10 protein-coding genes are annotated in these 13,066 nt (G+C 70.5%); 2 read left to right on the top strand and 8 right to left on the bottom strand.

Features of this window, described 5'->3' with window-relative positions:
• Positions 1-19 precede the first annotated feature (19 nt).
• From B0W88_RS06830 to B0W88_RS33500, 4 genes are read right to left on the bottom strand one after another with little or no spacing between them, the layout of a single operon-like run.
• Positions 20-1,435: an MFS transporter gene (locus B0W88_RS06830; RefSeq protein WP_077033910.1), complete on the bottom strand. Its 1,416-nt coding sequence runs from the start codon at positions 1,433-1,435 to the stop codon at positions 20-22.
• A gap of 21 nt (positions 1,436-1,456) precedes the next feature.
• Positions 1,457-2,083 carry a flavin reductase family protein gene (locus B0W88_RS06825; RefSeq protein WP_077033909.1) on the bottom strand — a complete coding sequence of 209 codons (627 nt, stop codon included), beginning with the start codon at positions 2,081-2,083 and terminating at the stop codon, positions 1,457-1,459.
• A 4-nt stretch (positions 2,084-2,087) separates the two neighbouring features.
• Positions 2,088-2,993, bottom strand: a complete 906-nt coding sequence (locus B0W88_RS06820) for an urea carboxylase-associated family protein (protein ID WP_077033908.1) — start codon at positions 2,991-2,993, stop codon at positions 2,088-2,090.
• Positions 2,990-3,160 carry a hypothetical protein gene (locus B0W88_RS33500; RefSeq protein ID WP_158080813.1) on the bottom strand — a complete coding sequence of 57 codons (171 nt, stop codon included), beginning with the start codon at positions 3,158-3,160 and terminating at the stop codon, positions 2,990-2,992. Before B0W88_RS33500 ends, B0W88_RS06820 begins: the two co-directional genes overlap by 4 nt.
• 155 nt (positions 3,161-3,315) lie before the next feature.
• On the opposite strand from B0W88_RS33500, the gene B0W88_RS06815 reads away from it, so the two are divergent.
• Positions 3,316-4,410 carry a BMP family ABC transporter substrate-binding protein gene (locus B0W88_RS06815; RefSeq protein WP_077033907.1) on the top strand — a complete coding sequence of 365 codons (1,095 nt, stop codon included), beginning with the start codon at positions 3,316-3,318 and terminating at the stop codon, positions 4,408-4,410.
• Between the two features lie 4 nt (positions 4,411-4,414).
• On the opposite strand, the gene B0W88_RS06810 is transcribed toward B0W88_RS06815, so the two are convergent.
• The 4 genes from B0W88_RS06810 to B0W88_RS06795 all read right to left on the bottom strand — a co-directional run bounded on the left by B0W88_RS06810 (position 4,415) and on the right by B0W88_RS06795 (position 11,831).
• Positions 4,415-4,861 (bottom strand): SRPBCC family protein, encoded by a 447-nt coding sequence (locus B0W88_RS06810; protein ID WP_077033906.1) that lies wholly within the window; start codon positions 4,859-4,861, stop codon positions 4,415-4,417.
• Complete coding sequence (locus B0W88_RS06805) at positions 4,858-5,190, bottom strand: helix-turn-helix transcriptional regulator (RefSeq protein WP_077033939.1); 333 nt, start codon at positions 5,188-5,190, stop codon at positions 4,858-4,860. Before B0W88_RS06805 ends, B0W88_RS06810 begins: the two co-directional genes overlap by 4 nt.
• 102 nt (positions 5,191-5,292) lie before the next feature.
• Complete coding sequence (locus B0W88_RS06800; RefSeq protein ID WP_158080812.1) at positions 5,293-8,595, bottom strand: PAS domain S-box protein; 3,303 nt, start codon at positions 8,593-8,595, stop codon at positions 5,293-5,295.
• Between the two features lie 8 nt (positions 8,596-8,603).
• A complete protein-coding gene (locus tag B0W88_RS06795) occupies positions 8,604-11,831 on the bottom strand; it encodes a PAS domain S-box protein (protein ID WP_077033904.1) in 3,228 nt (1,075 codons plus the stop codon).
• Positions 11,832-11,969: 138 nt separating this feature from the next.
• On the opposite strand from B0W88_RS06795, the gene B0W88_RS06790 reads away from it, so the two are divergent.
• Complete coding sequence (locus tag B0W88_RS06790; protein WP_198937788.1) at positions 11,970-12,968, top strand: substrate-binding domain-containing protein; 999 nt, start codon at positions 11,970-11,972, stop codon at positions 12,966-12,968.
• Positions 12,969-13,066: the final 98 nt, after the last annotated feature.

Below are 13,066 nucleotides of genomic sequence, written 5' to 3'. Positions count from 1 at the left end.
ACACCGATCGGAATCGACATCAGGCCCGGGCCGTGACGGAGGCGCCGGCATCGTGCGCCAGCCGCATCATCCACAGCGAGGCGCCCGCCATCAAGGCCGCGGAGATGCCGAAGGCGATCTGGAAGTCGCGCAGCTGCAGGCCCTCGCCGCCGGCGATGCGCTGGGCCAGCGCCAGGGCCAGCGTGGCGAAGGCCACCGCCAGCGCCGCCGCCACCTGCGAGGACACGGCCGACAGCGTCGTCGCCCCGCCCCGCGCGCTGGCCGGGATGTCGGCGAAGGCGATCGTGTTCAGCGCGGTGAAGTGCATGGAGCGCGTCATGCCCGCCAGCACCAGCACCACGCAGATCACCGGCAGCGGCCAGCCCGGCCCCATCAGCGCGCAGCCGAGCAGCGTGGCCGCGTGCGCATAGCCGTTGTAGACCAGCACGCGGCGGAAGCCGTGCTGCTTGAGCATCCAGGTGGTGGCCGCCTTCATCGCCAGGTTGCCGGCCATGTAGACCAGCAGCATCAGGCCGGCGCGCAGCGCGTTGTCCGCGAAGCCGATCTGGAACATGAGCGGCAGCAGGAAGGGCGCGGTGTTGATCGCTACGCGGCCCCAGAAGCCGGCCGCCAGCGTGCTCATCACGAAGGTCGGCTCGCGGGCCGACTGCAGGTTGAGGATGGGCGCCGGATGCCGCTGCGCATGCCGCACCGCCAGCGCGCCCACGACCAGCCCGGCCACGACGAGCGCCAGCCCCGCCCAGCGCTGCGCCGGCGACTCGGCGATGAAGGCCAGGCCCTGCAGCAGCGTCACCAGGGCCAGCGAGGTGATGGCGAAGCCGTAGACGTCGAAGCGCTGCTTGCTCTCATCCGCCGGCTCGTGCGCCGGCACGTAGCGCAGCACCAGCCACAGGCCCAGCGCGCCGATCGGCAGGTTCAGGAAGAAGATCCAGTGCCAGCTCGCGTAGGTGGCGATCAGGCCGCCCAGCGGCGGGCCCACCACCGGGCCGATCAGCGCCGGCCAGACGATCAGGCCCAGCGACTCGATCAGCCGGTGCTTGGGCGTCTCGCGCAGCACCACGAGCCGGCCCACCGGCGACATGAAGGCCGCGGCCGAGCCCTGCAGCACGCGGGCCGCGATGAAGCTCCAGAAGTTCGGGCTCAGCCCGCACAGCAGCGAGGCGATGGTGAACACGGCGACGGCCGAGGCGAACACCCGGCGCGCTCCGTAGCGCTCGCTGGCCCAGCCGGCCGCCGGCACGAACACCGCCAGCGCGATCATGTAGGCGCTGATCGCCACCGAGAGCGCCAGCGTCGCCTCGCCGAAGCTGTGGGCGATGGCGGGCAGCGCGGTGACGATGATGCTGCCGTCCAGCGTCTCCATGAAGAAGGCGGCGGCGACGATCAGCGAGATGCGGTTGTCGACGAAGAAGGACTTGAGGCGATCGGGGAGCATCGCCGGGATTTTGCCCTCGGCTCAGATCTCGTCGATTCGCGTCGAGTTGCTCCCCTCTTCTTCCATCGAGAAGCGATCGCGGGTGCGGATGTAGAAGCTCGCCCCGAACCTCGCCACCGGGAAGTATTCCTGCAGCCGCACGCGGTGCCGCTCCAGGTCGATCAGCCCGTCGCGCGCATGCAGCCAGACGATGCGGCCGAGGAAGATGTAGCGGCTGTCGGTCTCCAGCGTCTCGTGCAGCCTGCACTCGAAGGCCACCGGCGCCTCGACGATGTGCGGTGGCCGCACGGCCATCGAGGGCGCATGGGTGAGCCCCACCGCCGCCAGCTCGCTGACGCCGGCCGGCATCGACTCGCCGCAGCGGTGCATCTGCAGCGCCATCGGCTCGTCGGCGATGTGCACGACGAAGTCGCCGCTGGCCAGGATGTTGGCCGCCGTGTGCTTCAGCGCCCCGTCCTTGAGCTTGTTGATGCTGATCATCACCAGCGGCGGTTCCTCGCCCAGCATGTTGAACATCGAGAACGGCGCCGCGTTGACGGTACCGGCCTCGTCCACTGTGGTCACCAGCGCGATCGGCCGCGGCACGATCAGGCTGGCCATCAGCTTGTAGCGCTGGTATTCGCTCAGCGTGGAGAAGTCGAAGTCCATGGGCTCAGCTCGCGTAGGTCTCGTGCCACCAGCTGAAGACGATGTCGCGCAGCGCGGCGCCCTCGTCATCGCCGTAGAGCTCGGTCAGCGCGTGGGCCTTCAGCAGCGCATGATCCTCGGCGGACAGTTCCACCACCAGATCCTGGTAGACGATCGGCGTGTTGGTGAATGAAGGCAGGTAGTCCGGGTCGCGCCGCAGCTCGCGCTCGGCCTTGATGTTCTTGACCTTGAAGTCCGCCGGCGTGCGTTGCGTGGCCCAGGCGCGCAGCGGCGGCACGGCGTCGAGATCCGCCTCGGTCGCCTCGAAGATCGTCAGTCGCACCGGCTTGATCGAGAAGTTGCTGGTCTTCATGATGTCGGCCCCGCAGACATTGGGCACGGCCAGCAGGTCGTGCAGGGCCAGCAGGTCCACGTGGTCGCCGGGCTTGCTGGCCTGACGATCGATCCAGGGCTTGCCGGTGGCCGCATCCACGCCGGTCTTCATGAACAGGTTGAAGGAGTCGTGCACGTCGTCCGGCGTCAGGCCGTACTCGCGCTGGGCCTCGGCCTGGATGTCGTGGCAGTTGGTGTGGGCGTCGAAGCCGTAGACGCTCTCGTAGAGGTTGGCGCTGCAGCGCGGGAACATCACGTCGTTGCAGCCGGCGGTGTCTTCGAGGATGTAGACCAGCGCCCGCTCCCGCGGCGGGGCGGACCACATGAAGTGCCCGCAGGTCGGGTGCAGGCCGTGCAGCGTGCGCGTGCGGCCGCAGTGCATGTACTCCTTGTAGTCGTGCAGGTTGAAGCAGTTGAAGTCCACGCACTGGCCGCCCTCGATCTGCTCGATGCGCAGGATCTGGCCGCGCAGCAGTTCGATGGCCTTGCCGGTGCCGGGCTCCAGCACCCAGCTGTCGACGAGCTTGCGCTGGATCATTTCGCCGCTCCTTGCTGCGCCTTGTCGCGGTGCGCCGCCGCGTACGCCCGCAGTGCATGCAGCACCAGCGCGGCGCGGTCCGGCGCCACGCCGCGGGCGGCGGTGCGGTCCAGCAGCTCGAGCTGCTGCTGGTTGAGCCTCAGGACGACACGGTGGGGGGAATTCATCGACGCTCCTTGTATACGTGATTAATTAGATCACGCACGCAATGAGAGCAGTATCCATGCCTGACTCCTATGGATGATTGGCACAAGCATTGCTAAAGGCTGGTCATGCATGCGAATCATGCATACGAGATTTCCAACCCACAAGGAGCTTTGCCATGACCGACACGTCCCGCCGCGGTTTCCTGATCCAGAGTGCCGCCGTGGCCGGTGCGGGCTTCCTGCCCGCGGCGCAGGCGGCGAACGAACTGGTGGTCGGCGTCGTCTACGTCGGCGCCAAGGACGACCTCGGCTGGAACAACGCCCACGCCGGCGCGATCCAGGTACTGAAGTCGGTGCCGGGCGTAAAGGTCGTGCAGGAGGAGCGCGTGCCGGAGACCAAGGCGGTCGTCTCGACGATGGAGTCGATGATCCAGCAGGACGGCGCCAGGCTGATCCTGGGCACCTCCTTCGGCTACTTCAACCCCTTCATGGTGGACCTGGCGCGCAAGTATCCGAACGTGGAATTCCGCCACCCGACCACGTTGTGGGACAGGAACAAGCACCCGGCCAACCTCGGCAGCTACTTCTGCTTCATCGACCAGGCCCACTACATCGACGGCGTGGCCGCGGGCCTCTCCACGAAGAGCAACAAGCTCGGCTACATCGCCGCCAAGCCGATCCCGCTGGTGCTGCGCACGATCAACGCCTTCCTGCTGGGCGCCCGCTCGGTCAATCCGAACGCCACCGTGCAGCTGGTGTTCACCGGCGACTGGTCGGCGCCGGTGCGCGAGGCCGAGGCTGCCAACGCGCTGGTGGACGCCGGCTGCGACGTGATCGCCAGCCACGTGGACAGCCCCAAGGTGATCGTCGCCACCGCCGAGCGCCGCGGCGCGAAGAGCTGCGGCCACAACTGTTCGCAGGCGGGCCTGGCGCCCAAGGGCTTCATCACCGGCGCCGAGCTGAAGTACGAGACCATCTACAAGGCCTACGCCGCCGACCTGCAGCAGGGCCGCAAGCTGCCGAACATGCTCACCGGCGGCTACGACGCCGACATGGTGGCCAACACCGCCTTCGGTGCCGGCGCCTCCGAGCAGGCGCGCAACGCAGCCCTGGCGGCGGTCAAGGCGCTGAAGGCCGGCAAGCCGATGTACGCCGGCCCGCTGAAGGACAACACCGGCAAGGTCGTGATCCCGGCCGGCATCGGCAACTACGACCCCTCGCTGGACGGGATGAACTACCTGCTGGACGGCGTCGTCGGCTCGATCATCTGAGCGATCACTTCTCGGGCACGGCCACCGTGCCGGTCTCCAGCAGCGACTTCAGATTGGAGATGATCAGCGGCCAGCCGCCGCCGACGGCGCCGATCAGGCCGGAGTCCGCCTTGTCCATCGAGTGCGTGATCGTCAGCTTCACCGCCCCGCTCGGATGCGGCTCGATCTCCATCACGCACAGCGACGGGCCTTCGGCGCTGAACTCGGGCTTCCACTGGTTGGTCCAGCGGATGGCCAGCCGGCGCGGCGGGTCGAACTCGACGATCTCGCCCGAGTCCGCCAGCCGCCCGTCCTGGAAGCGCAGCGCCCAGGAGGCGCCGGGCTTCCATTCGCATTCGACATTCATGCCGAACCAGAACTGCTTGATGAATGACGCGTCGGTGAGCGACTGCCACAGCTTCTCCGGCGTGGTGCGGATATAGCTGACATAGACGAAACGGCTCTGGCTCATGGCTTCCTTCCTTTCCTGGGCGGCGGTGATTCGAGCCGGGTCTTGAGCGCATGCAGCGCGTCCAGCCGGGGCTCGTCGAACTTGCTGATCCAGCGCCGCGAGAGCTCGTGGATCGGCACCGGGTTGAAGTAGTGGACCTTCTCGCGGCCTTGCCACTGCACGGCCACGAGGTTGGCCGCCTCCAGCAGGTTCAGGTGCTGGGTGACGGCCTGCCGGCTCATGGCCAGGCCTTCGCAGAGCTGGGTCAGCGTCTGGCCGTCGCGCGCGTGCAGGCTGTCCAGCAAGGCGCGGCGGCTGGCGTCGGCCAGTGCCTTGAAGACCTTGTCGATGTCGGGGCCGCGGGTCACGTGGAGAGTCGTTCCAATAGGCAAGCAAATACTTGCATGAAGATTATAGGCAAGCATTTGCTTGCATGACAAGACGGCGGAAGATCAGCCGACCAGCGGCGTGGTGGAGACGGCCTGCTGCGGCGTCACCAGCGGCAGGCGCAGCGTGACGACGCTGCCCTGCCCTTCGACGCTCGACACCTCGATCTCCCCGCCCAGCGGGCCGGTGACGAGGTTGTAGGTGATGTGCATGCCCAGTCCGCTGCTGCCGCGGTCCAGCGCAGTGGTGAAGAAGGGGTCGTAGATGCGCGCCAGCGTGGCCGGGCTCATGCCGATGCCGTCGTCGCTGAACTGCAGCTCCACCGCGTCGCCCTGCACGCGGGCGTCCAGCTTCATCGCGCCGGTCTCGCGGCCGGCGAAGGCATGGGTCACCGCATTGCCGATCAGGTTGGCCAGCACCTGCTCCAGCGCGCCGGGGCAGCTGTCCATCTCGATGCCGGCCGGCACGTCGAACTGCACCTGCCAGGGCGTCTTGCGCAGCGTCGGGCGCAGCAGGATCAGCGTGTCGTCCACGGCGCTCTTCAGGTCGAACAGGCGCCGCGTGGCCGTGCCCTGGTCCACCGCCACGCGCTTGAAGTTGCTGACCATCGTCGCCGCCTGCTGCAGCGAGCGCTCCAGCAGCTGCGCGCCCTGGGCCGCCGCCTCCAGGTAGCTGCCGAAGCGCTGCTTGCGCAGCGTGCCGGCGCTCATCTCCTGGTTGATCTCGGTGGTGTCGCCGTGCAGGGTGCTGGCGACGGTGACGGCGTTGCCGATCGGGCCGTTCAGCTCGTGGGCCACGGCGCTGACGATCTCGCCCAGGCCGGCGAGCTTCTCCGACTGCACGAGCTTGGCCTGCATCTGGCGCAGGTGCTCGAAGTTGGCCTCCAGCGCGCGGTTGGCGTCCTCCAGCGCCACGGTGCGCTCGTGCACGCGGCGGTCGAGGCTGGCGTTCATCTCCTGCAGCTCGGCCTGGGCGGCGAGCTGCTCGGTGATGTCCAGCGCGATGCACAGGTAGCCCAGCGTGGCGCCCTGCTCGTCGCGCACCGCGTTGAGCGACATCGACACCTGCACCGGCTCGCCATTGGCGCGCAGCAGCCGCCCGTTGCGCACGCAGGAGGCGCCGTCGCGGGTCAGCGCGGCATAGGCATCCTGCAGCGGCGCGCCGCCCAGTGCGGCGGCGAGGTCGTCCGCGTCGTGCAGGCCCAGCACCGGCTGGCCGCGCATCGCCGCCGCCTCGTGGCCCAGCATGCGCTCGGCGCCGTGGTTGAAGACGGTGATGCGCCCCTCGGTGTCGCTGGCGACGATGGCCACCTCGATGGCCGCATCCAGCAGCGTCTGCATGCGGTGGTTGAGGGCCCGCAGCTGCTCGTCGGCATGCTTGCGCTCGGTGATGTCCACGATCACCAGCAGGGTGAGCACCTCGTCCTGCTGGCGCAGCTCGGCGCCGGACAGCTGGGCCTGGAAGGGCGTGCCGTCCACGCGCAGCAGCGTCGCCTCGAAGCCGGACACCTGCTGGTTCTCGAACATCAGCGTGTTGTAGCGGCGGCGCGCCTCGACGTCGGACCACAGGTTCAGCAGGCTGCTGGACCGGCCCTCGATGTCATGCGCGCGGTGGCCGGTGATGCGCTCCCAGGCCTCGTTGACGCGCAGCACGGTGCGGCCTTCCAGCACATTGCCGGCGCTGCGCTGCGCGGATTCGGTGAACACGGCCATGGCGGCCGGCGAGGCGCCGATGATGCCGGTCAGCGTCTCCTCCACGCGCTTGCGGCTCAGGAAGGCCGCCTGCAGTTGCTCGGCCATGGCATTGAAGGCGCTGACCAGCGCCTGCACCTCGGCCAGCGCGCTGCCGCGCACGCGCTGGTCGAGCCGGCCGGCCGCCATCTCCCCGGCGGCCTCGGTGACGCGGCGCAGCGGCGAGGCCACGCTGGTGGCCAGCAGGCCGGCGCCCAGCAGCGCCAGCGCCAGGGCCGCCACGCACAGCAGCGCGGCCGCGCTGTTGCCCCGCTCCACCTCGGCCAGGTAGTAGCTCTCGGGCATGGCGGTGAGCTGCATCCAGTGCTGGTAGCTGGCGGTGTAGGGCACCGCCCGCGCCAGCCAGGTCTCGCGCGCGAGCGGCCGGGTGCTCACCACGTCGAAGCGGAAGCTCAGGCCCTGCGCCGTCGCATCGGCGGCATGCTGCACGCGCTGGTTCAGCTGCTCCAGCGCCAGGTTCACCACGGGCTCGCCGCGGCCCCCGGCGGCGCTGGAGGCCAGCAGCCGGCCCCGCTCGTCCACCACCAGGGCGCGGCCGTTGCGGGCGATCGGCAGCGTGGCGAGCAGGCCGTTCAGGCCGCGCAGCCGCTCGCCCTCGGTGAGGGTGGCGGCATGGGCCAGGTAGTCGTCCATCCGGGCCTCGACGTTGGCCGAGATGTCCTGGTGCAGGCGCAGGGCCAGCTTGTTGGCCACCGCATTGGCGCTGCCCAGCATCACGAAGCCGACCGCCCCGGCCAGGCCCAGCACCAGCACCACGAAGCTGCCCGCCAGCACCACGCGCAGCGGTGCCCCGGGCATGTCGCTGACCGCATCGCGCGGCACCGCCTCGTCGTCGCTGCCGCGGGGGCGGGTCTCCCAGGTCCAGCCCTGCACGCGCAGCGGGCGGCGCTTCACATGGCCGGGGATCTCGGCCCAGAACAGGCCGGCCCGGCGCGCCAGCGGCAGGCCGGCCAGCATGAACAGCGGCAGCAGCAGCCAGGTCAGGCCCTTGGTGGCCAGCATGGCCGGCGTGACGCTCTGGTAGGCGATGCCGTCGGCGAACCTGCCGCTGCTGATGAAGCCCCACATGACCGGATCGAAGAAGGCCAGGCCCAGCGCGTAGGGGACGTACAGCGCCCAGGTGCGGGCGCGGCGGAAGTCCGGGTCCTGCCCGATCAGTTGCCAGCCCAGCCAGGCATAGGCGCTGAGGAAGAAGTAGCCCGGCGTCCAGCCCGCCACCCACAGCGGCGGCGTGCCCTCGATCAGGTCCGAGAGCATGTAGGCCGGCGGCAGCACCAGCAGCGCCGGGTAGCCGAACAGCAGCACGGCCATGAAGAACACCAGGTCCTTGAGCGACTCGAAGGTCTGCGCCCCTTCCACCAGCACGATGCCCGAGCCCAGCCAGCCCGCCAGCGGCAGCAGCACGAAGCTCAAGCCGGCGGCGAAGAAGGCCCGCGCGTTCCAGGCCTGGCGCTCGCGACCGAGCCGCCAGCGCCGGCCCACGCGCAGCGTCAGCCGCCCGAAGCACAGCAGCGACAGCAGCACGCCCAGCGCCACGCCCACCAGCCCCCAGGCCTCCAGCAGCGGCTGCGGCAGGCCGGCGAACAGGGCCTCCAGCCAGGCAAGGACGTCCTGCATGTGGCGCGTCATCCGATCGGGCTCGCCGCTGCGTGCTCGGGCGCCTTCAGCGGCAGCGTCAGCGTGAAATGGCTGCCCTGGCCCAGCACGCTGCTCACGTCGATGTCGCCGCCGAGCTGGGCCGTGACCAGCTTGTAGCTGATGTTCATGCCCAGGCCGCTGCCGCCCTTGCCCAGGGCGGTGGTGAAGAAGGGGTCGTAGATCCGGGCCAGCGTGTCGGCGCTCATGCCGCGGCCGTCATCGCTGAACATCAGCCGCACCAGCTCGCCGTCCCGGCCCTCGCCCCGCTCGACCCGCAGCAGCATGCGCCCGTGCGAGCGCTCCGCGAAGGCGTGCTGGACGGCGTTGTTGACCAGGTTGTTCAGCACCTGCTCGAGCGCGCCCGGGTGGCTGTCCATCACGATGCCGGCGGGCAGTTCCATGTCGAGGCGATACGGCGTCTTGCGCAACATCGGCTGCAGCAGCGCCACCGCGTCCTCGATCACCTCGCGCAGGTCGAACTGCCGGCGCTCGGCGCCGCCGGCATCGTCGGCCACGCGCTTGAAGTTGTTGACCAGGCGCGCCGCCACCTGCAGCGCGCGCTGCAGCAGCTCGGTGCCGGACTGCATGCCCGCCAGGTACTCCCCGAAGCGCTGCTTGCGCAGCGTGCCCGCCGCCACGTCGCGGCTGACCGACTGCGTATCGCCCAGCAGCGTGCTGGCCACAGTGACGCAGTTGCCGATCGGCGTGTTCAGCTCGTGCGCCACCGCCGCGACGATATGCCCGAGCCCGGCCAGCTTTTCCGACTGCACCAGCTTGCCCTGCATCTGCTGCAGATGGGTCATCGTCTGCTCCAGCCGGCTGCGCGCGGCCTCCAGCGACTGGCTGCGCTCGCGCACGCGCTGCTCCAGCCGGGTGTTCAGCTCGAGCATGCCGGCCTGGGCGGCCAGCTGCTCGGTGATGTCGCGCGCGATGCCCAGGTAGCCGGCGACGGCGCCCTGGGCGTCACGCACCGTGGACAGCGCCATCGACACCTGCACCGGCGTGCCGTCCTTGCGCCGCAGGATGCGGTTGCGGGCCGCGCCGTCCTGCGCCTGCCCGGCGTAGAAGGCCGCGCCGCCGGCCAGCGCCAGCTCCGGCGCCTGGGTGGCGATATCGTCCGGCAGGTGCACCCGCAGCACCGGCTCGCCGAGCAGCTCCGCCGCCGCGTAGCCCAGCATGCGCTCCGCGCCGCGGTTGAACACGGTGACCCGACCCTGCGCATCGGTGGCGATCACGGCCACCTCCACCGCCGCGTCCAGCAGCGCGCCGAGCTGGCGGTTCAGCGCCTGCAGCTGGTCGCTGGCCTCCTTCTGGGCGGTGATGTCGTCGATGGCGACGACGTTGAAGCGCTCCTCGCCGACCCGCACGTCCTGGCCCGACACCTGCGCGAAGTAGGCCGAGCCATCGGCCCGCCGCATGCGAGCCTCCAGCCGGCGCACCCGGCCGAGCTCGCGCATCTGGCCGATGAACTGCAGGCGCACGTTCATGTCCATCCAGAGCTGCAGCGCCGCGCCCGGCCGGCCGATGGTGGCCTCGCGGCTGTGGCCGGTGGTGCGCTCCCAGGCCGCATTGATGTCGGCGAAGAACAGCTCCCCGCCGTGAGGGGCGCCCTGCCCTTCGCCCGACCCCACGCGGAACACCGCGATCGCCACCGGCGAGGCGCCGAAGATGCCCTGCAGCGTCTCGCTGGTGCGCTGGCTGCCCAGCAGGGAGGCCTTGAGCTGCCGCGCCATGCCGTTGAATGCCGCGGCCAGCGCGCCCATCTCGGCCAGCCGGCTGGCCGGCACGGGCCGGTCCAGCTCGCCGCGGGCCAGCGCCTGCGAGGCCTGGATGATGCGGCGGGTCGGCGCCGCCACCAGCGCGGCGAGGCCCGCGGCCACCAGCATCGCCAGGCTCAGCGACACCGCGCAGACCAGCGCCGCGCGGGCGACGCCGGCGCGCAGCTCGGCCAGGTAGTAGCGCTCGGGCAAGGCCGTCAGCTCCACCAGGCCCACCCGGCCGGGCTTGTCCGCCAGCGGCGTGGCGCGCGCCAGCCAGCTCTCGCGCCCCAGCGGCCGCTCGCTCAGCACGGCGAAGCCGAAGTCCAGCGGCTCGCGCAGCGCCGGCGCCTGCTCGCGCAAGGCAGCCAGCGCGGCAGTGGCGACCGGGTCGCCCGCCCCCGCGACGCTGCCGGCCAGGACCTGCCCCTGGCGATCCAGCACCAGCGCCCGTCCGCCCGGCGGCGTCGACAGGCCCGACAGCAGCGTCGACATGCCCCGCAGCCGCTCGGCCTCCGGGATCGCCGCCGCGTCCTCGAGGTAGTCGGCCAGGCGCACGTCGATGCTGTCCGACAGCTCCTGGTTCAGCCGCTGCGCCAGCTTGGTCGCGCCCTGCTCCCCGCTGCGCAGTGCCAGCAGCGCCACCGCGCAGGAGACCGCCAGCACCATGGCGGCCAGGCTGCCGCCCAGGGCCATGCGCAGCGGCATCGCGCCGGCCGCGGCCTGCCCGGCGGCCCCACCCGCGGCCGGCAGCAGGCCCAGGCGCCGCGCCAGCGGCAGCAGCGCCAGCATCACGAAGGGCGCCAGCACGCAGGCCGCCAGCAGCGTGACGAGCAGCTTCGGCACGAGCGCGCTGTAGGCCAGCCGGGGGCCGACGATGTCCGCGCAGAGCCAGCCCCACATCGCCGGCACGACCAGCAGCGCCAGCAGCGCGAACGGTGCGAAACCCGCCCACGTGCGCCAGCGGCCGAAGTCCGGCGCCTGCGCGCCGAGGATCCAGCGGCGGCCCATCCAGGCGACGGCCGGCCAGAGGAAATAGCCGCCCAGCCAGTCGGCGACGAAGTCCGGCGACACGCCACCGATCAGGTGCGCCAGCAGGCTGGCCGGCGGGATGCCCACCAGCGCCGGATAGCCCCACAGCGCGATGCAGACGAACACCGCCACGCCACGCACCGGCCCCAGCGGCTGCAGCCCCTCCACGCCCGGGAAGTTCAGGTCACCGAAGACCGCCAGCAGCACCAGCGCGAAGCTCGCCAGCATGCCGGTGAAGGCCTGCGCGTCCCAGGCCTGCGGATCGCGAGCGAGCCGCCAGCGGCCCTCGCTGCGCAGGGTCAGGCGTCCATAGGCGCACACCACCAGCACGGCGCCCACCAGGCCGGCCAGGCGGCCCCAGGCGCTCAGAAAGCCCAGCGACCACCCGGCGAACAGGGACTCCAGCAGCTGGATCGTGGCTTGCATGCGCCTCCCCGGGCGGGCCTCCTAACCCTTATGTTCAGCGGCAAGTACACCACGGCATCCAGCGCAGGGCAACCGATTGATCTGGAAGCCGGATCGCCTCAACAATGCGCTCGGCAATCCATGCGCGAGGGGGAATCGATGAGCAGCGACGATGTGATCCGCGGCGCCGGCCGGCGCGGCTTCCTGGGCAGCGTGGCGGTGGGCGGGCTGGCCGCGCCGGCGGTGCACGCGGCACCGGCGAAGCGCAAGGTGATCTTCGTCGCCCACGCGGAGATTCCCTTCTTCAACCAGGTCAAGGCGGGCTTCCGCGACTTCGGCAACCTGCGTGGCTGGGACATGCAGTACGTGGCCCGGGGCACGCCGCCGGTGATCGCCGACGTCGTCCGCTTCCAGGCCGAGGCGATCGCCGCCAAGCCCGACGCACTGGCCTTCACGCGTATCAACGAGACCTCGTTCGAGGACAACATCCGCCGGGCGCTCGACCAGCGCATCCCGCTGGTGCTCTTCAACATCGCCAGCGCCGGCTACAAGCAGCTGGGCGTGAACGCCTTCGTGGGCCAGGACTTCATTCCCGCCGGCCGGATCAACGGCCTGCAGGCGGCGATCCATGCCGTCAAGCTCGGGCGCCGCGACGGCGTGATCCTGGTCGGCCTCCCCGCCATCAACTCCACTGCACTCGACGAGCGGGCCCGCGGCACCCAGGAGGGCATCGAGGCCTACAACCGCGCGCACGGCACGACCTTCGTCGTCGAGCGGCTGCAGACCTCGAACATCCAGCGCGACGCCATCGCGCGCATCGAGCCGCGGATCAAGGCCCTGGGCGGCAAGCTCGCGGGCTTCACCGACATGGTGTCCGGCCACCAGTTCATGAGCCCCTGGCTGGAGCAGAACGGCATGAAGGGCAAGATCGCCAACGGCGGCTTCGACCTGGTGCCCGGCGTGCTGGAGGCGATCAAGACCGGCGGCGCGCAATGGACCATCGGGCAGAACCCCTACGCCCAGGGCTGGGTGACTTCCTCGCTACTGGACATGCAGATGGAGTCCGGCTATCCGGCCAGCGACTACGACACCGGCGCCGAGGTGGTCGACGCCACCAACATCGACCGCATCATCAAGCGCGAAGCCCGGTTCGCCTGAGCCGGCATGACTTGCGGGACCGGCCGGCGCCGCGGTTAAGCTCGCCCCCTTTCGACAAGCCCACCCGGTCTCCTCGATGCGCCTGAATGCCCTGACCC

This window comes from Pelomonas sp. KK5, assembly GCF_001984095.1.
GTDB lineage: Bacteria > Pseudomonadota > Gammaproteobacteria > Burkholderiales > Burkholderiaceae_C > KK5.
Note: the sequence above shows the minus strand (reverse complement) of the source record. Positions and strands in the feature narration are given on the sequence as shown.